Source organism: Pseudomonas sp. ASL4 (assembly GCF_056680395.1).
Map to the genome: position 1 here is coordinate 804,465 of NZ_CM155280.1, position 20,841 is coordinate 825,305.

The 20,841-nt window shown below is 59.8% G+C and carries 23 protein-coding genes; 8 read left to right on the forward strand and 15 right to left on the reverse strand.

Annotated elements, in window-relative coordinates; all coding sequences use genetic code 11:
- Positions 1 to 2: 2 nt before the first annotated feature.
- Positions 3 to 524, forward strand: coding sequence for a DUF3617 domain-containing protein (locus AC1MEW_RS03470; protein ID WP_201255033.1), 522 nt, complete (start codon positions 3 to 5; stop codon positions 522 to 524).
- A 77-nt stretch (positions 525 to 601) separates the two neighbouring features.
- Here AC1MEW_RS03470 and AC1MEW_RS03475 read toward each other — a convergent pair whose 3' ends face one another.
- From AC1MEW_RS03475 to folE2, 7 genes are read right to left on the reverse strand one after another with little or no spacing between them, the layout of a single operon-like run.
- The gene (locus AC1MEW_RS03475; protein WP_322270037.1) at positions 602 to 1,495 is read right to left on the reverse strand and encodes a His/Gly/Thr/Pro-type tRNA ligase C-terminal domain-containing protein; all 894 of its coding nucleotides are present in this window, start codon (positions 1,493 to 1,495) and stop codon (positions 602 to 604) included.
- Positions 1,496 to 1,518: 23 nt separating this feature from the next.
- Entirely contained in the window at positions 1,519 to 2,856 is a 1,338-nt protein-coding gene (locus AC1MEW_RS03480) for a dihydroorotase (RefSeq protein ID WP_480425418.1), read from the reverse strand.
- Positions 2,857 to 2,858: 2 nt separating this feature from the next.
- Entirely contained in the window at positions 2,859 to 3,419 is a 561-nt protein-coding gene (locus tag AC1MEW_RS03485) for a gamma carbonic anhydrase family protein (protein ID WP_480425420.1), read from the reverse strand.
- A complete protein-coding gene (locus tag AC1MEW_RS03490) occupies positions 3,416 to 4,291 on the reverse strand; it encodes a metal ABC transporter substrate-binding protein (RefSeq protein ID WP_322270036.1) in 876 nt (291 codons plus the stop codon). Before AC1MEW_RS03490 ends, AC1MEW_RS03485 begins: the two co-directional genes overlap by 4 nt.
- A gap of 11 nt (positions 4,292 to 4,302) precedes the next feature.
- Entirely contained in the window at positions 4,303 to 5,169 is an 867-nt protein-coding gene (locus AC1MEW_RS03495) for a metal ABC transporter permease (protein ID WP_201255036.1), read from the reverse strand.
- Positions 5,169 to 5,837 carry a metal ABC transporter ATP-binding protein gene (locus AC1MEW_RS03500; RefSeq protein ID WP_322270035.1) on the reverse strand — a complete coding sequence of 223 codons (669 nt, stop codon included), beginning with the start codon at positions 5,835 to 5,837 and terminating at the stop codon, positions 5,169 to 5,171. Before AC1MEW_RS03500 ends, AC1MEW_RS03495 begins: the two co-directional genes overlap by 1 nt.
- On the reverse strand, positions 5,834 to 6,733 hold the full coding sequence (gene folE2 / locus AC1MEW_RS03505) for a GTP cyclohydrolase FolE2 (protein ID WP_480425423.1): 900 nt from the start codon (positions 6,731 to 6,733) through the stop codon (positions 5,834 to 5,836). The genes AC1MEW_RS03500 and folE2 overlap by 4 nt, the downstream gene beginning before the upstream one ends.
- An 86-nt stretch (positions 6,734 to 6,819) precedes the next feature.
- On the opposite strand from folE2, the gene AC1MEW_RS03510 reads away from it, so the two are divergent.
- Positions 6,820 to 8,022: an N-acetylmuramoyl-L-alanine amidase gene (locus AC1MEW_RS03510; RefSeq protein ID WP_201255038.1), complete on the forward strand. Its 1,203-nt coding sequence runs from the start codon at positions 6,820 to 6,822 to the stop codon at positions 8,020 to 8,022.
- Here AC1MEW_RS03510 and AC1MEW_RS03515 read toward each other — a convergent pair.
- Positions 8,019 to 8,396: a glutamine synthetase gene (locus AC1MEW_RS03515; RefSeq protein ID WP_201255039.1), complete on the reverse strand. Its 378-nt coding sequence runs from the start codon at positions 8,394 to 8,396 to the stop codon at positions 8,019 to 8,021. The two genes, AC1MEW_RS03510 and AC1MEW_RS03515, sit on opposite strands and share 4 nt — an antisense overlap.
- A 124-nt stretch (positions 8,397 to 8,520) precedes the next feature.
- Between AC1MEW_RS03515 and dksA the strand changes: the two genes are divergently transcribed.
- Genes dksA through AC1MEW_RS03530 form a run of 3 tightly spaced genes read left to right on the forward strand, consistent with a single transcriptional unit; the run spans position 8,521 to position 10,826 of the window.
- Positions 8,521 to 8,925: an RNA polymerase-binding protein DksA gene (dksA, locus tag AC1MEW_RS03520; RefSeq protein ID WP_201255040.1), complete on the forward strand. Its 405-nt coding sequence runs from the start codon at positions 8,521 to 8,523 to the stop codon at positions 8,923 to 8,925.
- A gap of 27 nt (positions 8,926 to 8,952) precedes the next feature.
- Positions 8,953 to 10,158, forward strand: a complete 1,206-nt coding sequence (zigA, locus tag AC1MEW_RS03525) for a zinc metallochaperone GTPase ZigA (protein WP_201255041.1) — start codon at positions 8,953 to 8,955, stop codon at positions 10,156 to 10,158.
- A complete protein-coding gene (locus AC1MEW_RS03530; protein ID WP_201199156.1) occupies positions 10,158 to 10,826 on the forward strand; it encodes a DUF1826 domain-containing protein in 669 nt (222 codons plus the stop codon). Before zigA ends, AC1MEW_RS03530 begins: the two co-directional genes overlap by 1 nt.
- Positions 10,827 to 10,830: 4 nt before the next feature.
- Here AC1MEW_RS03530 and AC1MEW_RS03535 read toward each other — a convergent pair whose 3' ends face one another.
- Positions 10,831 to 11,187 carry an NADH:ubiquinone oxidoreductase gene (locus AC1MEW_RS03535; protein WP_480425426.1) on the reverse strand — a complete coding sequence of 119 codons (357 nt, stop codon included), beginning with the start codon at positions 11,185 to 11,187 and terminating at the stop codon, positions 10,831 to 10,833.
- 27 nt (positions 11,188 to 11,214) lie between these two features.
- On the opposite strand from AC1MEW_RS03535, the gene AC1MEW_RS03540 reads away from it, so the two are divergent.
- Positions 11,215 to 12,174 (forward strand): CobW family GTP-binding protein, encoded by a 960-nt coding sequence (locus tag AC1MEW_RS03540; protein ID WP_480425428.1) that lies wholly within the window; start codon positions 11,215 to 11,217, stop codon positions 12,172 to 12,174.
- Between the two features lie 121 nt (positions 12,175 to 12,295).
- On the opposite strand, the gene AC1MEW_RS03545 is transcribed toward AC1MEW_RS03540, so the two are convergent.
- A complete protein-coding gene (locus AC1MEW_RS03545) occupies positions 12,296 to 12,709 on the reverse strand; it encodes a DUF3301 domain-containing protein (protein WP_201255043.1) in 414 nt (137 codons plus the stop codon).
- A gap of 120 nt (positions 12,710 to 12,829) precedes the next feature.
- On the opposite strand from AC1MEW_RS03545, the gene pdxY reads away from it, so the two are divergent.
- Positions 12,830 to 13,702, forward strand: coding sequence for a pyridoxal kinase PdxY (gene pdxY / locus AC1MEW_RS03550; protein ID WP_201199143.1), 873 nt, complete (start codon positions 12,830 to 12,832; stop codon positions 13,700 to 13,702).
- Between the two features lie 148 nt (positions 13,703 to 13,850).
- Here pdxY and AC1MEW_RS03555 read toward each other — a convergent pair whose 3' ends face one another.
- Positions 13,851 to 14,333, reverse strand: coding sequence for an acyl-CoA thioesterase (locus AC1MEW_RS03555; protein WP_201199141.1), 483 nt, complete (start codon positions 14,331 to 14,333; stop codon positions 13,851 to 13,853).
- 285 nt (positions 14,334 to 14,618) lie between these two features.
- Between AC1MEW_RS03555 and AC1MEW_RS03560 the strand changes: the two genes are divergently transcribed.
- Positions 14,619 to 16,382 (forward strand): cation:proton antiporter, encoded by a 1,764-nt coding sequence (locus tag AC1MEW_RS03560; protein ID WP_322270026.1) that lies wholly within the window; start codon positions 14,619 to 14,621, stop codon positions 16,380 to 16,382.
- 21 nt (positions 16,383 to 16,403) lie between these two features.
- Here AC1MEW_RS03560 and AC1MEW_RS03565 read toward each other — a convergent pair whose 3' ends face one another.
- The 4 genes from AC1MEW_RS03565 to uvrD form a co-directional block, all read right to left on the reverse strand.
- Positions 16,404 to 16,811 (reverse strand): SMI1/KNR4 family protein, encoded by a 408-nt coding sequence (locus tag AC1MEW_RS03565; protein ID WP_007943369.1) that lies wholly within the window; start codon positions 16,809 to 16,811, stop codon positions 16,404 to 16,406.
- Between the two features lie 147 nt (positions 16,812 to 16,958).
- Positions 16,959 to 17,828, reverse strand: coding sequence for a Tim44 domain-containing protein (locus tag AC1MEW_RS03570; protein ID WP_480425429.1), 870 nt, complete (start codon positions 17,826 to 17,828; stop codon positions 16,959 to 16,961).
- A 177-nt stretch (positions 17,829 to 18,005) separates the two neighbouring features.
- Positions 18,006 to 18,446, reverse strand: coding sequence for an EamA family transporter (locus tag AC1MEW_RS03575; RefSeq protein ID WP_201190686.1), 441 nt, complete (start codon positions 18,444 to 18,446; stop codon positions 18,006 to 18,008).
- Between the two features lie 159 nt (positions 18,447 to 18,605).
- Positions 18,606 to 20,792 carry a DNA helicase II gene (uvrD, locus tag AC1MEW_RS03580; protein WP_323569989.1) on the reverse strand — a complete coding sequence of 729 codons (2,187 nt, stop codon included), beginning with the start codon at positions 20,790 to 20,792 and terminating at the stop codon, positions 18,606 to 18,608.
- Between the last annotated feature and the right edge of the window lie 49 nt (positions 20,793 to 20,841).

The following is a 20,841-nucleotide window of genomic DNA, read 5'->3' on the forward strand; positions in this document are numbered from 1 at the left end:
CGATGAACGTTCGTCTGCTGGGTTTGGCCATGGCCCTTGGTTTGTCCCTTCCTGTGGCCGCTCAGGCGCAGATGCTGCAGCCGGGTTTGTGGGAATTGACCTCGAGCAACATGAAGGTTGATAACCAGGACCTGCCGGATCTGCAATTGATCCTTGGCCAGCTGCAAAGCCAGATGACCCCGGAACAACGGGCGCAACTGGAGAAGCAGGGCATCACCATGGGCGGCAAAGGGATTCGGGCGTGCCTGACTCAAGCCCAGGTGGCGTCCGACAACATTCCGCTGACGGACCCGCAATCGGGTTGCAAGCAGGAAATTACCGACCGTAACGGCAACCAGTGGAAATTCCGCTTCAGCTGCCCGAAAGCGCAAGGCGCGGGTGTGGCGACGTTCCTCAGTGATCGTGAGTTCACTACCAAGGTTAACGGTACGTTCAACGCCACCGGCATTCAGCAAAAGGGTAGCCTCGATACGCGTGCGGTGTGGTTGGGGCAGGATTGCGGGACTGTGAAGCCCAGAGCCTAAAAGCTTCGCGGGCAAGCCTCGCTCCTACAGGTGATCAGCAATCCGTAGGAGCGAGGCTTGCTCGCGAAGGCGTCCTTTCAAACCCCACAATCCTTGGGATGCAAAAACCCACACACCTCATCAATCCTCATCCGCCCGAAATCCTCCCCGCTGCAACTGCGCACGCTGACAAACCCGCCATCCATTTCTTTCTCTCCGACCACCAACAGGTACGGCACGCTCCGTTCGCTGTGCGCGCGAATCTTGTAGGCGATTTTCTCGTTACGCAGATCCGCAAGGGCACGCACGCCGCTGCGCCGCAGTTCCTCGGTCACCGATTGGGTGTACGCGATCTGGCGCTCGTCGATGTTCACCACCATCACTTGGGGCGGTGCTCGCCAATGGTCCAACTCCTGCTGGCTGGACCAGCAAGTGCCATAAATCCGTTGCAGCGAATTGCCGCCGACATGATCCAGAGCGAAGGCTTGCAGCACCTTTGTGGCGGGAACATGTGGACCGTTGGTCAAGTACTCGGCGTCTCCCAGCCGATACACCGACAAGCGTTCGGTGGATGACAGGTCCCGGCATCGGATGGAATGGTTGGTCGCCGCGAGCATGCGCATGCGCATTTCGATCTGTGGCAGATCATCGAGCGATAACATCCGCTCCATCGCAAACTCATAAAAGAACCCGTCACCCAGCGCCGAGCCCTTCAGCAACAGCACATTCGGATGCAACTGTTTGACTGCCATGGCCAGCATCAGCGCACAGGAACGGCGAACGATCTCCAGTCCATCAGGTTCCCGAGGCGTGACAATACTGACCCGCGCATCACCCTGAATCATGAATCCACAGTCCACCAACACGCCGTCGACCCGACCGGCGACTGCCGCTTGGGCCAGCGCGAGCCCGATACTCGCCGCCACTTCGAACACGGACAGTGGCTGATCGTATTCACGCAATGAGCCGTCGGGCAGGGTGATGTGGATCATGGTGGGTGTTCTCGGCAGTGGCGTTAGCGCATGAAGCGCAGGGGCAGTCCCTGACAGCTGTCATGTAGACGATTGGCGTGCCAGGCAATTTGCCCCGATACCAGGGTGGTACTGACGCTGTGGCGAAAATGGTGTTGGGCGAAGGGCGTCCAGCCGCATTGAGAAAGGATCGGTTGTAGGGAAACGGCGACGCCGTCGGGCTCGGGTTTGATCAGAACAAGATCAGCCCAATAGCCTTCGCGCAGATAACCGCGGTCGGGAATGGCGAACAGATCGGCAACCCGGTGACTGGTTTTGGCCACGAGGGTGGCGATTGGCAGCACTTCATCAGCGACCAATTCCAGCAGCGCGGGCAGGGCGTGTTGCACCAGCGGCAGACCGGACGGCGCCTGACTGTAAGGCCGGTGCTTTTCGGCCCACGTATGGGGCGCATGATCGCTGCCGATGACATCCAGTCGGTTGCTCAGCAGGGCTTGGCGCAATGCGTCGCGGTCGGTCCGGGATTTGATCGCCGGGTTGCACTTGATCAGGTTGCCCAGACGCGGGTAGTCGCGATCGTCGAACAGCAAATGATGCAGACAGACTTCGGCGGTGATGTGTTTCTGCGCCAGTGGCTTGTCTTCGAACAAAGCTAGCTCGCGCTCCGTGGTCAGGTGCAAAACGTGCAGACGAGTGCCATGACGCTTGGCCAGGTCCACGGCCAATGAGGAGGAACGAAAGCAGGCCTCGGCATTGCGGATCAGTGGATGGGCCTCGGCACAAATGCGTTCGCCGTACAGCGCTCGCAGGGTCGCGGCATTCGCATCGATGCTCGGTGTGTGTTCGCAATGGGCCAGCAGAATCGTCGGCACCTCGGCGAACAGCCGCTCGAGAATCCGCGGATCGTCCACCAGCATGTTGCCGGTGGACGCGCCCATGAACACTTTCACCCCGGCGACTTCGCAAGGATTGAGCGCGGCAACGGTGTCGAGGTTGTCGTTGCTCACACCGAAGTGAAAGCCGTAGTTGGCCACCGAATTGATCGCCGCTCGACGCTTTTTATCGGCGAGTGCTTCGAAGGTAAGGGTGGCCGGATTGGTGTTCGGCATGTCCATGAAGCTGGTGATGCCACCAGCCACGGCGGCTCGGGATTCTGTGTAAAAGCTGCCCTTGTCCGGCGCTCCAGGATCTCGGAAATGCACCTGGTCATCAATCATCCCCGGCAGCAACCACTGACCGAGCGCGTCGATTTCCACGCTTGCCGTTTCGCCTTCGATGCTGCTGGCGATCTTGACGATTCGGCCATTGCTCACCAGCAGGTCGCCGTCAAACGCGCGACCTTCGTTCACCAACCGGGCATTGCGAATCAGCACGCTGCTCATGGTCAGAACTCGTTCTGCAGTGCTTTGTAGCCGCGCACCAGATCGACGTTGGTGCGCGCCACATCTTCGGAAAACTCCGAGGCACTGACGCTCACCGGCGGAAACTGCGACAGGTCGGTGCCGGGGCCGATACGCGTAGTGGACGGCACGTAGAAGGCATCGGGCAAGTCCCGGCCGTCGACTACCGAGTTGTGCCGCACCACGCAGCCATTCCCGACGACGCAGTTGAACAGCACGCTGTTGAAACCGATGAACACCCGGTTGCCGACGGTGCATGGGCCATGAACGATGGAGCGGTGGGCGATGGAGCTGAACTCGCCGATGGTCACCGCCGCGCCGGATTTGGAGTGGATGACCACGCCGTCCTGAATGTTCGAGTTGGCGCCGATGGTGATCGGCTCCATCTCGCCCGAGGCATCGACCTCATCGGCGCGAATCACCGCGTAGGGACCGACGAAGACGTTCTCGCCGATCATCACTTTGCCGCAGATGATCGCGGTTTTATCCACGTACGCGGACTCCGCAATCACCGGAAGATCACCTGAGGGATTCTTTCGGATCATGGCTTGCTCAACGCGTCGTACAGGGTGTTGAGGTTGTACTCGAACAGCCCGGCGAAAGTGCTGGCCGGGCCGCTTGCCGCGAGTGCATCGGAGTACAACGTGCCACCGATATGCGCACCGCTTTCATCGGCAATTTGCTTCAGCAAGCGAGCATCCTTGATGTTTTCCATGAACACCGCTTTGACCTTGGCCTGGCGAATCTGGGTGATCAGTGCAGCCACTTCCGCAGCGGAAGGTTCGCGCTCGGTGGACAGACCTTGAGGGGCCATGAAGTCGATACCGTAGGCTTGGCCGAGATAACCGAACGCGTCATGGGAGGTGACGATCTTGCGGTTACCTGGTGGCAGCGAGCCGAGCTTGGCTTTGGCTTCGGCGAGCAGGGCGTAGATCTGTTTCAGGTAGGCCTGACTGTTGCGCTGGTAGTCAGCTTTGTTCGCCGGGTCGGCGGCAATCAGTGCCTTGGTGATGTTGGCGATGTACAACTCGGTGTTCGCCAGGTTGTGCCAGGCGTGTGGGTCGGGAATTGTTTCGCCGTCTTCATCCAGCGAGCGTGGAATTACACCGTGGCTGGCGCTGATCACCGGGGCTTTTGTTTCCGTACTGGTCACCAGACGATCCAGCCATGGCTCGAAACCGAGGCCATTCTTGATGATGAGTTTGGCCTGGAGCAGCGCTTTGGCATCGTCCGGGGTCGGCTCGTAGGTATGGGCATCGGCGTCCGGGCCGACCATGTTGGTGATCTGGATATGGTCGCCGCCAACCTGATGGGTCATGTCGGCGAGGATGCTGAAGCTGGTGACCACCTGCAGTTTTTCAGCGGCAGACACGGACATCGACAGCATCAAACTGAACAGCACGAGTAAAGCGCGCATCGGGAAACACCTCATTGGGATGTGAGCAAAGGCGGGCGGCGCAGCAAGCCGTGCACCGGACCGAACACCACGGACAGCAGATACAAACCGCCAGCCACCAGCACGATGGCCGGGCCGCTGGGCAGCGAGTAGTAGAACGACAGCAGTAAACCGAACCACACCGAGAGGCAGCCGAGCACGGCGGCGATGGCCATCAGCGCCGGTAAACGGCGACTCCAGAATCGTGAGGCGGCGGCCGGCAACATCATCAAACCGACCACCATCAGCGCGCCGATGGCCTGGAATCCGATCACCAGGTTCAGCACCACCAGGGTCAAAAACACTCCGTGAGCAAGTGGTCCGAGACGGCTGACGGTTTGCAGGAACAGTGGGTCGAGGGTGTCGAGTAACAGCGGTTTGTAGATCAGCGCCATGGCAATCAGGCTGAAGCCGGAGACCCAGAGCATGCCGGTCAATGTCGGGCCATCGACCGCCAGCGCCGAGCCGAACAACAGGTGCAGAAGGTCCAGACGCTTGCCGGCGATGCCGAGGATCAGCACGCCGCTGGCCAGGGAGATCGGATAGATCGCGGCGAGGCTGGCGTCTTCGCGCAGGCCGGTGCGGCGGGTGATCCACGCGGCGAGCCCGGCCATGCTCAGGCCTGCGCCGAGGCCACCAATCGTTAGCGCCGGAAGACTCAGGCCGGCGAACCAGAAGCCCAACGCGGCGCCGGGCAAGATGCCGTGAGCGACCGCATCGCCGATCAGACTCATGCGGCGCAGGATCAGAAACACGCCAAGCGGCGCGGTACTGCATGCGAGGACCAGACCGCCGAGCAATGCCCGGCGCATGAACACGAACTCTTGGAACGGTTGCCAAAGGTGTGCGGCGGCGATCATCAGGCCACCTGCGTTTGGGGTTGTTGGCGGATTAGTTCGGTGCTTAGTCCTAGCGTGCAGCCGCTGCTTTTAATCAGCAGGGTTTGTGGGATGTGTTGGCGAACGGCGGCGAGGTCATGGCACACGACGACCAGGGTTCGACCTTCGGCATGCCAGGCGTGGATATTTTTCCAGAGCAATTCCTGACCGAGTTCATCGAGGGCGGCGTGGGGTTCATCAAGTAACAGCAAAGGCGCTTCGGCGAGACTCAATCGAGCGAGCAGGGCGCGTTGCAGTTCACCGCCGGAAAGCGCCATCAGCGGGCGGTGCTCCAGACCGGTCAGGCACCAGTTATCAAGGACGGCTTTGAGTCGCTGGTTACGGATCTCTGGAGGTTGCTTGCTGCCCCAGAACCCAGCGGCTACTAACTCTTGCAGACTGATGGGGAATTGGCGGTCCAGGTGTTGTTGCTGAGGCAGAAACGAGAGACCGCCCTTGCGTGGAACGTCCAGGACGATTTTGCCGGCCAGTGGTTTTTGCAGGCCGGCGATGACTTTCAGCAGGCTACTTTTGCCGGAGCCGTTGGCGCCGATTACGGCGGTCAGGCTTCCTTTGGGTAGCTCGAAATCCACGGCGGGTGTGAGCGGTTGGCCGGGCGCACCCCAGCGTAGGGATTGGCAGCGGATCATGCGGCTGCCTCCCAGTTCCAGCGACTTTCAGCCACGGCGTCGTGAGCGTGAAGGCTTTCGGCATGGACGACTCGGACGTGGAATCCATTGATACCAGGTGAGCGTTTCAGGGCCAGGTTCAAGCGTCGCGCGGCGTCTTCGCAGAACATCAGGTTTTGACCGTTGGCCAAGGCGAAGGCTTGTTCGTCAGCGCGTTTCACTGCGGTTTGCACGGCTGTGCCGAGGGCGGCTTCCGCGTCGTTGATGAGGGCGATTAATGGCAAGTCGTCGAGATAGTCATCCAGGCGCAGCTGCAAATGAGCAGTGCTGCGTTGACTGTGAGGCATTGCGACGATGCCCTTTGTGGAACCGAGCCAGGCCAGAACATCGGCATGCAGCAGTGGTGTATTGGCGAAATCATCGAGGAATTGTTGTTGGATGAGTTGGCGCGACAACGCTGCGGAACACGGGCAAGTCGAGGAATAAGGCACGTCTATTTTTAGTTCCACGTGGAACATATCGTTTTTCAATCGAGCTTCGATGCTTGCCGGATAGGTTTTCCAACCGGCTAAAGGACTGACAAGCGCGGGTCTTTTGAGCAATAAATCGGTGTGAACTTTCAGGTAAGCAGTGGAGGACAATCCTTCATGGCTGTCGAGAAAACGCTGCAAAACTCTGCGCAGTAATGCCGGCGTCAGGCTCTCCTGCTCAAGCATTTCCAACGCCAGATATAGACGAGACATGTGAATACCACGCGCGTCACCATCGTCGAGACTCACGCCGGCATCAGCCTTTGCGCTCTGCCGTTGGCCATCAAATAAAACAGGAAGAGCAATGCCGCACATGCCCACCCACTCCAGTGGAAGGGCTTGGCGTTCGGCCTGCGCGGCGATATCCGGCAGAGTCAGCGCATTCATGAGCAGGTCCATCGTGGGAGTTGATTTGGCATGTTATATTATTACATCTAAATCGACGATGCCTTTTTCGCGAGCGGGCTTTCACCATGCACAGACGTCACTTGCTCAACTTGATTCTGGCCAGCGCGGCCTTCGCTTTACCCTTTGGTGTTTCGGCCACGCAGATTCGCAACGCACGGCTCTGGCGTTCGGATGACAAGCTGCGATTGGTGTTCGATCTGAGCGGACCGGTGCAGTACAAAACTTTTTCCTTGAGCGCACCCGAGCGGCTGATCATCGATCTGAGTGGCGCGAATCTCAGCGGTGATTTCAGTCAGTTGGCGCTGAACAACACGGTGATCCGCTCCATTCGTTCCGGTCACTACGGTCAGGGTGATACGCGGATCGTCCTCGACCTCAGCGGGCCGGTGCAGCTCAACAGCTTTTTGCTGCCGCCACAGGATGGGCAGGGCCATCGACTGGTGCTCGATCTCAAGACCGCCGGGCCACTACAAATCGCGGCGGCGCCAATCCGTGAACCGATCATCGATAAGGCTCACCCCAAGCGCGACATCATCGTAGTGGTCGACCCCGGTCACGGTGGCAAAGACCCAGGCGCGGTCGGCGCCAAAGGTGAGCGAGAAAAAGACGTGGTGCTGTCGATTGCGCAGTTGCTGGCCAAGCGACTGAAGCGCGAGAAGGGCTATGACGTGAAACTGGTGCGCAACGACGACTTCTTCGTTCCGCTGCGCAAACGCGTGGAGATCGCCCGCAAACACAACGCCGACATGTTCATCTCGGTGCATGCCGATGCCGCACCACGGCTCACAGCGTCCGGCGCGTCGGTGTATTGCCTGTCTGAAGGTGGCGCGACCTCGGCCACGGCAAGGTTTATGGCGGAGCGGGAGAACGGCGCGGATCTTTTAGGCGCCACGAGCCTGCTCAATCTCAAGGACAAGGACCCGATGCTCGCCGGGGTGATTCTCGACATGTCGATGAACGCGACCATTGCCGCCAGTTTGCAGCTGGGCAGCACCGTGCTTGGCAGCCTGGCGGGCATCACCACGCTGCATCAGAAGCGCGTGGAACAGGCTGGATTTGCCGTGCTGAAGTCGCCGGACGTGCCGTCGATCCTAGTGGAAACCGGCTTCATCTCGAACGCCCGCGACAGTCAGCGGCTGGTCACCGCGCGGCATCAGCAAGCCGTGGCTGACGGTTTGTTCGAAGGTCTACAGCGCTATTTTCAGAAGAACCCGCCGCTCAACAGCTACGTTGCCTGGCAGCAGGAGCAGAAAAAAGCCCAGGTCTAGCAGCCGGCAATCCGGCTACAGGTGAATTTGCCGCTGCTGCCCCCGGAGCTGGAAAACCGATTGATGGTGGTCCAGCCAACACGGCGGGTGTAGCCGACCCAGGCTTCGCCATCGGAGGCGAGGCCGGTGAAAAACGTCAGTTGCCCGTAGCGACTGCTGGTCTGCGCCCAATAACGTTTGCCGGCCACCTCAAAGCCGCGCAGATAAATCGTGCTACCGACGGTGTTGACGCTGTAGGCGTTGCCGTCATGGTCGACACACGCGAGCAGATTGGCGCTGCGGGTGCACTTGGCCAGGGTCGGGATTTGTCCCCAGGCATCGACGGTGATCAATAGCGAAAGACTCAGCAGCGCGCACTTCAGGGCGTTTCCCATGGCATTTCTCAAGGATCGAACGGGCTCAAGCATCGTGCTCTTTGTCGTGACGAACAAGAGGGGAGTGGTTTATTTGTGTTGTTATACTATAACATTAAAACACGCCCGCCCTTGTTACCCTCCCATGACTGAACAAGAACTCTTGGCTCAACTCGCCGCCGATTACATGAACGACGCCCAGCAAGGTTTCTTCCGTGACCTGTTGCTGGCTCAACGCAGCGAACTGCAAGCGCGCATTGCCGGTGAGTTCGACGTGTTGCGCGAACAGGAACCCAACAGCGATCCCGCTGACGTTGGCAGCGCCGAGGAGCAGCGCCAATGGCAACTGCGCCTGCTGGAGCGGGAAAAGAAGCTCCTGGACAAGATCGACGAAGCCCTGGAACACCTGGCCCGCGGCGAATACGGCTGGTGCCGCGAAACCGGCGAGCCGATTGGCCTCAAACGCTTGCTGCTGCGGCCCACCGCCACACTGAGTATCGAAGCCAAAGAACGTGAAGAGCTGCGCGAACGCCATCAACGGGCGATTTGACCGGCCACATCCTGTGAGGAATACCTGATGCCCAATCGTCTCCCTGTGACCGTTTTGTCGGGCTTTCTCGGCGCTGGCAAGAGTACGTTGCTCAATTACGTACTACGTAACCGAGAGAATCTGCGCGTCGCTGTGATCGTCAACGATATGAGCGAGATCAACATCGATGGCAGCGAAGTTCAGCGCGATGTCAGCCTGAACCGTGCCGAAGAGAAACTCGTGGAAATGAGCAACGGCTGCATTTGCTGCACCTTGCGCGAAGATTTGCTGGAGGAAGTCAGCAAACTCGCCAAGGACGGTCGTTTTGATTACTTGTTGATCGAATCCACCGGCATTTCCGAACCGCTACCAGTGGCGGAAACCTTTACCTTCCGCGACGAAGAAGGCCAAAGCCTGGCGGACGTTGCCCGGCTCGACACCATGGTCACGGTGGTCGACGGGATGAACTTCCTGCTCGACTACCAGGCCGCCGAGAGCCTGGCGTCCCGGGGCGAAACCCTGGGCGAAGAGGATGAGCGTTCGATCACTGACTTGCTGATCGAGCAGATCGAATTCGCCGACGTGATCCTGATCAGCAAGATCGACTTGATCAGCAGCAGCGAGCGTCAGGAACTGATCGCGATCCTCGAGCGGCTCAACTCCCAAGCGGAAATCATCCCGATGGTCATGGGCGAAGTACCGCTCAAGAAGATCCTCAACACCGGTCGCTTCGACTTCGAAAAAGCCGCCCAGGCCCCAGGCTGGCTTCAGGAACTACGCGGCGAGCACGTGCCGGAAACCGACGAGTACGGCATCGCCTCCACGGTCTATCGCGCGCGCCGACCATTCCATCCCCAGCGCTTTTTCAGCTTCATTGACCGTCCGTGGGTGAACGGCAAACTGCTGCGCTCCAAGGGCTTTTTCTGGCTGGCCAGCAAGCACATGGACGCCGGTAGCTGGTCACAGGCCGGCGGCTTGATGCGCCATGGCTTCGCCGGACGCTGGTGGCGTTTCGTGCCGAAAACCCAATGGCCGCAGGATGAAGAAAGCACTGCCGGGATCATGGAAAACTGGACGGCGTCCACGGGTGATTGCCGTCAGGAACTGGTGTTCATCGGTCAGAACATCGACTTTGCACAGCTCACCGCCGAACTCGATAGCTGCCTGCTGACCGACGATGAAATGGCCCAAGGCATCGAGGGCTGGCGCCTGCTGCCAGACCCGTTCGGCCCCTGGCACGAAGAGGCCGCCTGATGCTCACACTCACCCCTGTGGGAGCGGGCTTGCTCGCGAAGGCGCCAGTACGGACACCACGCCAACACCGCGGAGCAACCCCAAAAGTCCTGACAAAAATTCTCCACGACGACGCCAATCTCGCCGTCTGGCGGCGCCAACTCCCGTTACACATCGCGGATTTCGCCAGTTTACTTCTGTCCCTGAACGAACCACTGGCGGAGTCCCTGTCCCTGGACATCGCCAATGAAGACGCCGAGCCCAACCTCAAAGGACTGGCCTCAGGCTTCAGCGATCTGGAAGGCTACGAAGGCTTCATCACCGACGTCTCCTGGCTGGTCAGCGCATTCGCCTGCTTACTCGGCGCCAAGCACATCGGCCTGCGCCTTCGGGTGCTGGAGACTGCCATGTGCCCACGCTTTCACGTCGATCACGTACCTGTGCGGCTGATCACCACTTACGCCGGCATTGGCAGCCAATGGCTGAAAGAAGGGGCGATGGATCGCCGGCAACTGGGCAAACCCGAGGCAGAACCCCAGTCGCAGATCCAGCAAATCAACAGCGGTGACGTGGCGCTGTTAAAAGGGGAGAAGTGGCATGGCAATGAAGGCTTCGGCCTGATCCACCGCTCGCCGCAACCGGCGCCGGGCGAGCGCCGGTTAATCCTGACGCTCGACTGGCTGAGCTAGTGGCTCAAGGTTTGAGCCAGTTTCCCTGGCTCTGCGCCTCGCAAAACGGTTTCAAATACGCCGCATCGGTGGCCACGCCGTAATAGTGAATATCCTGGCGGTAAGGCATATTGGCGACTTGGGCGTTGCTGCACACGCCGAAGGCGCCGGTGGGGCATTGGTCGACGTATTGCACCTCGACTTTCTGACCGGGAAGGCTCGGCTGGCAGAAACCGTCGGCGAACAGTTTCTCCGGGATGTTGCGGTTCTGCTGGCAGACTTTCACGTCGAGCCGTTCCGCCGTGCTATGTACTACGCACGCTTGGGCCAACGCCTCGCCCGACCCCAGCGCCAGCAGCAACGACAATCCCATCAACCGCATCCCTTACCTCCTCAGAAAACTTCGACCATGTTGCAGAACATTCCCACCCACGTCATCGCCGGCCCGTTGGGCTCCGGCAAGACCAGCCTGATCAAGCATCTGCTGGCCCAGCGCCCGGCGAATGAACGCTGGGCGGTGCTGATCAACGAGTTCGGCCAGATCGGCCTCGACGCCGCTCTGCTGACCCAGGACAGCGATGGTATCGCACTGGGTGAAGTGGCCGGCGGCTGTTTGTGTTGCGTGAATGGTGCGCCGTTTCAGATCGGCCTCGGGCGGTTGCTGCGCAAGGCGCGGCCGGATCGGTTGTTTATCGAACCCTCCGGGCTGGGGCATCCGGCCCAGTTGCTGCGGCAGTTGAGCGAGGCGCCGTGGCAAGGTGTGCTGGCGGTTCAGCCGTGTGTTCTGGTGCTTGATGCCCAGGTGCTAGCTGCCGGAAAACCGCTGCCGGCGGCGCAACAGGAGGCGTTGAACAGCGCGGGTCTGTTGCTGCTGAACAAGTCAGAAGGTCTTGATGAGGATGATCGTCAGCGGATTGTTGCGCAGTTGCCGGATCGCCCGATGTTCTGGACGCAGCAAGCGGTCATGCCGTTGAGCGAATTGCCGGGGCTTGGGAGTCAGGCGGTTACGGGTGTGGATAACTTCATCGTCCCCAAGGGATTGGCGCAGATGCCGGCTATCTGGACCGATGCCGCGCTGCCGATTTGCTTGAGTCAGGCGCAGGAGGGTGGCTGGAGCATTGGTTGGCGTTGGCATCCGAGTCAGACATTCGATGCCGCACTCGTTGGTCAGTGGCTTGAAAGTCTTGCCTGGCGGCGGGCGAAGCTGGTTATCCACAGCGTCAACGGTTGGGTTTCAGCGAATGCGGTGGATAACTCGGTGCTGGATTGGCGGCCGAGTGAGTGGCGACAGGATTCGCGGATTGAGTTGATTTTTAGTGAGTCGCAGGATGTGAGCGAATTACAGAAAGGCTTGGCCGGGTGCCGGTAATTGCGCAGTCTTTGAGGCCGTCTTCGCGAGCAAGCCCGCTCCCACATTGGATCTGCGTCGTTCACAAAACCAATGTGGGAGCGGGCTTGCTCGCGAATGGTTTAACTGACGACATAAATCTTCATGGCCGCCACTTCGTGTGTTCCTGCCGCCATTGGCTCAGCTCAATGACTTCCGCACGAGGCCTCACCACATCAACCACCGCTGGGGTGTCGTCAAACGGCATCGGGTAGGGCGCCAGTTCGATCTGCGCGCTGTGCGCACCGAATTGGGTGATGGTCCCGTTATGACGGGTCTCGCCGGTCACGGTGAATTCAAAGTTATACACCCGCGCCAGGCGTCGGCGACCGTTCGCGTCTTTGATAAAACCGATTTTTTTCAACGCCACGTTGCCGTCCAGCAGCTCGATCTGGAGCTTGGCGCAATGCTGTTTGACCCGCTCCAGCGCACGTTCGCGCAAGCCGTGGTTGTGCCACAGCCACGCGGCGCCGGTGGCGAGCAGCATCAGCACGAAGATATTTCCGAGGGTCAGCATCAACAGGGTGCTCCAACAAGATAGTGCCAGCTTAACTGCGTCGCTGGTCTGTCGTACAGGCTGCGTTTAGTCGCATACTGCGCGGCTCGAATTTCATTCGTTTTACGGAAAACTCACCGCATGAAACGTACGCCCCATCTGCTCGCCATCCAGTCCCACGTGGTGTTCGGCCACGCCGGTAACAGCGCCGCGGTTTTCCCGATGCAGCGGGTCGGGGTGAATGTCTGGCCGCTCAACACCGTGCAGTTCTCCAACCACACGCAATACGGGCAGTGGGCAGGTGAAATACTGCCACCGCATCAGATTCCCGAGCTGGTGGAAGGCATCGCGGCGATTGGTGAGCTGGGCAACTGCGATGCGGTGTTGTCGGGTTATCTCGGCAGTGCGGCCCAGGGCCGGGCGATCCTTACGGGCGTGGCGCGGATCAAGTCGATCAACCCCAAGGCGTTGTATTTGTGCGATCCGGTGATGGGACACCCGGAGAAGGGCTGCAGTGTGCCGGTCGAGGTCAGTGACTTCCTGTTGGAGGAAGCGGCGGCCGTCGCCGACTTCATGTGCCCGAATCAGCTGGAGCTGGACAGCTTCTCAGGGCGCAAACCGCAGTCGTTGTTCGATTGCCTGGCCATGGCGCGAGCGCTGATGGCGCGTGGGCCGAAGGCTGTGCTGGTCAAGCATCTGGACTATCCCGGCAAACCTGAAGAGGTTTTCGAGATGCTGCTGGTGACCGCTGAAGGGAGTTGGCACCTGCGTCGGCCATTGTTGGCGTTTCCGCGGCAGCCGGTGGGCGTGGGCGACCTGACGTCCGGGCTGTTCCTGGCTCGCGTGCTGTTGGGCGACAGCCTGGTGGCGGCGTTCGAGTTCACCGCGGCCGCGGTGCATGAGGTGCTGCTGGAAACCCAGGCGTGCGCCAGCTATGAGCTGGAACTGGTGCGGGCGCAGGACCGGATCGCACATCCTCGGGTGCGGTTCGAAGCGACCCCGATCAGTCTCTGAGTTCGGTGTCGAGCCCATTCGCGAGCAAGCCCGCTCCCACATTGGTTCTGCTGCGTTGCACAAAATGTGTGCACACCGCAGAACCAATGTGGGAGCGGGCTTGCTCGCGAAGGCTATCTAAAGAACACCCTCAACCTGACTGAACAGCTCAGGCGTCGTCCTTGATTTCCTGATAACGCTTTTCCAGCTCCTGGCGAATCTGCCGACGCTGCTGGGCCTGCATAAAGCGACGCTTGTCTTCGCTGTTCTCTGGCTGCAGCGGCGGGACGACGGCCGGTTTGCGCTGGTCATCCACCGCGACCATGGTGAAGAAGCAGCTATTGGTGTGGCGCACCGAGCGTTCGCGGATGTTCTCGGTCACCACCTTGATGCCCACCTCCATCGAGGTGTTGCCGGTGTAGTTGACCGACGCCAGGAACGTCACCAGCTCGCCGACATGGATCGGCTCGCGGAAAATCACCTGATCCACCGACAGGGTCACCACGTAGCGGCCGGCATAACGGCTGGCGCAGGCGTAGGCCACTTCGTCGAGGTATTTGAGCAGGGTGCCACCGTGGACATTGCCAGAGAAGTTGGCCATGTCGGGGGTCATCAATACCGTCATCGACAGTTGGGCGTTTCCGGGTTCCATAGCGTTCTCACGGGTCAAGGCAGGTTTTCGGGAGCGCACCTCTGCGGGTGCGTAGTCGGCTTTTCAAAACCAACAGTTATCGGGACGCCGGGCAAGTGGCTGCCGTCACGCCTTGATCGATCTGTTTCCATATATTGCGCCGCCTTTCTGCCGGAAGTCGCGGTGTTACCCTTCAAAAGCCCATCCCAAGGACGATTCCTACGCCATAAGCAGATTTTTACTCTGGTTCAACAGACCTTTCCTGCGTCTGCCGTTTGAGCACTATCACCCAAGGAGCGCCATACCATGCATGCCATCAGTTTCATTCAAGACCTGGCAGTGATCATGTTGGTCGCAGGCGTGGTAACCGTGCTCTTTCATCGTTTCAAACAACCGGTGGTTCTTGGTTATATCGTCGCCGGTTTCATTATTGGCCCGCACACGCCACCGTTCGGCCTGATCCACGATGAACAAACCATCAAGACCCTCGCTGAACTCGGGGTGATTTTCCTGATGTTCTGCCTGGGCCTGGAGTTCAGCCTGCGCAAGCTCTTCAAGGTTGGAGCCACGGCGTTTATCGCGGCGTTCCTGGAAATCGTGCTGATGATCTGGATCGGCTACGAAATCGGCCGCTGGTTTGACTGGAACACCATGGATTCGCTGTTCCTGGGGGCGATCCTGGCGATTTCCTCGACCACCATCATCGTCAAGGCCCTCAACGACCTGAAGATGAAGAACGAGCGCTTCGCCCAGTTGATCTTCGGTGTGCTGATTGTCGAAGACATCCTCGGCATCGGCATCATCGCCTTGCTGTCGAGCATCGCAGTCAGCGGTACGGTCAGTTCCGGCGAAGTGTTCTCGACCGTCGGCAAGCTCTCGCTGTTCATGATCGTCGCACTGGTCATCGGCATCTTGTTGGTGCCGCGGCTATTGGCCTACGTGGCTAAATTCGAAAGCAATGAAATGCTGCTGATTACCGTACTGGGCCTGTGTTTCGGCTTTTGCCTGCTGGTGGTCAAGCTCGAATACAGCATGGTCCTCGGCGCCTTCCTGATTGGCGCGATCATGGCCGAATCCCGGCAGTTGCTGAAGATCGAACGTCTGATCGAGCCGGTTCGCGACCTGTTCAGCGCAATCTTCTTCGTCGCCATCGGGCTGATGCTTGATCCGATGATCCTGCTGCAATATGCCTGGCCAATCGCGGTGATCACCGTGGCGGTGGTGCTGGGCAAGATGCTGTCCTGCGGCCTCGGGGCGTTTATCGCCGGCAATGACGGACGAACCTCACTGCGGGTCGGGATGGGTCTTTCACAGATTGGCGAATTTTCCTTCATCATCGCCGCGCTTGGCATGACCTTGCAGGTCACCAGCAACTTCCTCTATCCGGTGGCCGTGGCGGTATCGGTCCTGACTACACTGCTGACGCCGTATTTGATCCGCGCGGCCGACCCACTGTCGATCAAACTGGCGGCGGTCATGCCTGGGCGCTTGAGTCGGGTGCTGGGGATGTATGGCGAGTGGCTGCGCAGCATTCAGCCGCAAGGCGAGGGCGCGCTGCTGGCGTCGATGATTCGGCGGATTTTGTTGCAGGTTGGGGTCAATCTGGCGCTGGTGATCGCGATTTTCTTCTCGGGCGCGTTTTTCGCCGAGCGTATGTCGGCTTACCTGCAAGGCTGGATCAGTGACCCGAGCTGGCAGAAAGCGTTGATCTGGGGTGGGGCGTTGCTGTTGTCGCTGCCGTTCCTGATCGCCGCCTATCGCAAGCTCAAGGCACTGTCGATGCTATTGGCAGAGATGGGCGTGAAGCCAGAGATGGCGGGCCGCCACACGCAGCGAGTGCGCCGGGTGATCGCCGAAGTGATCCCGATCCTCTCGCTGCTGGTGATCTTCCTGCTGCTGGCAGCCTTGTCGGCCAGTATTCTGCCGACCAACAAGTTGCTGGTACTGATCGCCGTCGTCGCGGCCGCCGTGGCGGCGCTGCTCTGGCGCTGGTTCATCCGCGTGCATACACGCATGCAGGTAGCCCTGCTGGAAACCCTGGACAACCACAAGGAATCGTCCGGGCATTGACCACCTGGGGCGTCAGGCGTATCAGCTTTCCAGCCAGACGTCCCGCGCCCAGTGCCACACCGATTCCCAGGTTTCTTCGGCAATCAGCTCTTCTTCGGCCTGCCACAGCACCACGGTGCCGTCTTCTTCAACCAGGTAGTAGTCGTCACCGTCCTGGCAGATCGGGATCATGCTGCGATCAACGCCAGCGTCCCAAGCGTTGGCGGCAACGTCCGGCAGATAGGTGTGGGATTGCGGGTCGGTGACAGTCACCGGCTCCAGGCTGCCGTAGACCACATCACTGACAGTCAGCAAAAATTCTCTGAAGACAAATGGAATGTCGATGAACAGTTGTTCTTCGATTTCCACGATCTGATCTTCGTCGGGCAACTCCAAGGGGACCGGTACCGGTTCGTTGGCTTCACGCAGTTGTTCGATGATTTCTTCCACGTCCGGGATCCTCTTGCTTGATGGCGCGGTTTAGTTGGGGCGGTTTATACAGTAGCTCGCTATAGATGCAACCGCGAAATAGAAAACCCCGGCCGAGGCCGGGGTTTTGATTGCGCCAATATTGCGACAGGTTTATTGCGCGTCGGTTCAGCCGTTCTGGCGGATACCGGCGACCAGCCAAGGCTGGTTCTCGCCCTGTGGACGTTCCATGTTCCAGCTTTCGCTGAACACTTCGCCCTGGTCGAAGCGCGAAGTCTTCGACACACCGCTGAAGGTCAGGGTGGCGATAGTCTTGTCCGCCCGATCATCCACGCCATCCAGTTGTACCTGGAGGTTATCGATGTAGGTGGACTGGAAGCCTTCGCCCAGATCTGCACGTTCGTGCTTGAGGAACTCCAGCATCTGCGGGGTCACGAACTCGGCGATCTTGTCCATTTCGTTGGCGTCCCAATGCTGCTGCAGGGACTGGAAGTGGTTGCGGGCCGCTTCGACGAAGCTCTGTTCATTGAACCAGGCCGGAGCATTGATCACCGGACGAGCGGCAGCAGGTGCAGCCGAACCGCCGAAGATCGAACCACTGGCAGGCTTGTTCTCGAACACTTCACGCTGCATCGGCGCGCCAGCCGGAGCCATGTGCTCCTGCTGCTTGCGGCGACGGGCGGCGATGAAGCGGAAGATCAAGAAGGCAATGACCGCCATGATCAGGATGTCGAAGATCTGCATGCCCTGGAAGCCACCGCCCATGAACATGGAGGCCAGCAGGCCGCCGGCAGCGATACCGGCCAGAGGGCCGAGCCAGCGCGAAGCACCGCCGGCCTTGGCCGCAGCGCCTGCGGCACCGGCAGCACCAGCGGTCGCCGCAGCGCCGCCCGCGGCGGAAGAAGGGGCCATTTGGCTGGTTTGGTGGGTCGGCGCAGCGCCGACGCTTTTGCCGCCACCAAAGCGCTTGGCGTTGGCGTCGAGGCTCATCGTCAGGCCGATGCACAACGCCATGGCGATGCTAAGAAAACGTTTCATAAAGGGAATTCCCATTTGTGGATGGCACGCGCGCCATGTTGCACAGCTGAAGTGACACTGGCTAGCGGCAGAGTGTTTCGGGCTTTTGCCTGACAGGTTGCGTTCAGCTACGTCGGGGCAATAAGGCCTTGTACTTTTGTCTGTAGGACAAGTGGATAGGTTCTGCCGGAAGTTTGCTCAGCGTCGCAACGCGAGCATTACCACTCCGGCGGTGATCAGGCCAATTCCACCCCATTGGCGCAGGTCGAGTTTCTCGTCCAGCAGGATCACGCCGAGGACGGCCACCAACACCACACTGAGCTTGTCCACTGGAGCGACCAGCGAGGCCGGGCCGAGTTTCAGCGCGCGGAAGTAGCAAATCCATGAGGCGCCAGTCGCCAGTCCTGATAGCAGCAGGAACAGGTAACTTTTGGCAGAGATCGATCCTAATGACTGATATTGGCCCGTCGCGTACAAAATCAAGGCCAGGCTGACCAATACCACGATGGTGCGCAGGAGGGTGGCGAAGTCGGAATTGACATTTTCGATGCCGATCTTCGCGAAGATTGCAGTCATGGCGGCGAATGCCGCTGACAGCAGGGCCCAGAATGTCCAGGAAGAAAAAAAGCCTGAGCCCATGATTCGCGCCTTTATAAGATCAACCGTGTCAGCTTGGATGCCGCACAAAACCCCGTGGGAACGGGCTTGCTCGCGAAGAGCGATAACGCGGTGTTTCTGTAAAACCGCGGTGTTGCCTTCGCGAGCAAGCCCGCTCCCACATTAGCCCTCTGCTGGGCTTTAGATCGCTTCGAGCTTGGCATAGCCAAGCATCAACCACTTGCTGCCTTCGCCAAAATTCACCTGCACCCGAGCCTGGGCCCCGGCGCCTTCGAAGTTCAGGATCACGCCGTCGCCAAACACTGAATGCCGAACAGCCTGGCCGAGGCTGAAGCCGGTGTCCGGGATTTCGCTGCCGCCGAACAAACTGCTGGAACTCTGCTGCTGACCACCGCCGAACGGACGGCTGACGCTGTTGGACAGCCGCACTTCCTGAATCAGGCCTTTGGGCACTTCACGTACGAAACGCGAGACCTTGTTGTAGGTCTCACTGCCGTACAGGCGTCGGGTTTCAGCGTAGGTCATGACCAGGTTCTGCATGGCCCGAGTGATACCGACGTAGGCCAGACGGCGTTCCTCTTCAAGACGGCCGGGTTCTTCCAGGCTCATCTTGTGCGGGAACAAGCCTTCTTCCATGCCCACCAGGAACACGTAAGGGAATTCCAGGCCTTTGGCGCTGTGCAGGGTCATCAGCTGAATGCTGTCTTCGTGTTCGTCAGCCTGTGTGTCGCCGGCTTCCAGCGAAGCGTGGCCGAGGAATGCGGCCAGTGGCGTCAGGTCCTCGTCTTCTTCTTCAGCTTTCTCGAAATTGCGCGCAGCGCTGACCAGTTCCTCAAGGTTTTCTACCCGGGCCTGGCCTTTCTCGCCTTTTTCCGCTTCGTGATAGGCGATCAGCCCGGACTGCTCGATGACCGTCTGGGTCATCAGGTGCAGCGGCATTTCCATACACTTGGCGGCGAGGTTCTCGATCAGCTCGATAAACCCACCCAAGGCGCCCGCAGCACGGCCGGTCAGGCCTTTGTTGGCGACCAGCAAACGCATGGCTTCCCACATCGACACATCGCTATGACGCGCGTGGTCGCGAATCGCTTCGACGGTTTTCTCGCCAATGCCGCGGGCCGGGACGTTGATCACCCGCTCCAGCGCCGCATCGTTACCACGACCTTCCAGCAAGCGCAGGTAGGCCATGGCGTTCTTGATTTCCGCCCGTTCGAAAAAGCGCTGACCGCCATAGATGCGGTACGGGATGCGCTCGCGCAGCAAGGCTTCTTCCAAAACGCGGGATTGGGCGTTGGAGCGGTACAAAATCGCAATATCACTGCGAGCCAAGCCGGTTTTCAGCGCGCTTTCGATGGTTTCCACCACGTAGCGTGCTTCATCGTGTTCGTTGAACGCGGCATACAAGTTGATTGCTTCGCCTTCGCCCCCATCGGTCCACAACTCTTTGCCCATGCGCCCGGTGTTATTGGCGATCAGGGCGTTGGCAGCCTTGAGGATGCCGGCGGTGGAACGGTAGTTCTGCTCCAGACGAATGGTTTCAGCGTCCGGGAAGTCGTCGGAGTACTGATAGATGTTCTCGATTTTCGCCCCGCGCCAGCCGTAGATCGACTGGTCGTCGTCGCCGACCACCATCAGGCTGTCGCCGCCCTTGGCCAGCAGCCGCAACCAGGCGTACTGCACGGCGTTGGTGTCCTGGAACTCGTCCACCAGAATGTGCCGGAAGCGCTTTTGATAATGCGCCAGCAACCCCGGGTTATCGCGCCACAGGTCGAGGGCGCGCAGTAGCAGTTCGGAGAAGTCGATGACACCGGCGCGCAGGCACGCGGCCTCGTAGGCTTCATAAATGCTGCGCATGGTCGCCAGGAACAGGTCGCCACTGGCTTGAATGTGTTGCGGGCGCAGACCTTCGTCTTTCTGCCCGTTGATGAACCACTGGGCCTGACGGACCGGCCAGCGTTGCTCGTCCAGGCCCAACTCGCGGATCACCCGCTTGACCAGCCGTTGCTGGTCGTCGCTGTCGAGAATCTGGAAGGTCTGGCTCAGCTTGGCTTCCTGCCAGTGCGCCCGCAACAAGCGGTGCGCCAGGCCGTGGAAGGTGCCGACCCACATGCCGGCCGGGTTTATACCCATCAGCTGCTCGATGCGATGACGCATCTCGGCAGCGGCCTTATTAGTGAAGGTCACCGACAGGATCGAGTGGGGCGAGGCGTTTTCGACCTGGATCAACCAGGCGATACGGTGCACCAGCACTCGGGTTTTACCGGAACCAGCACCGGCCAGGACCAACTGACGACCCACGGAGGCAGCTACGGCCTGGCGTTGGGCATCGTTGAGGGAGTTCAGCAGAAGGGAGAGATCATCGCGCATCGGGGCATTCTAGGGGGCAGCGTCACACCGGGCAAACCCCGCTTTGATT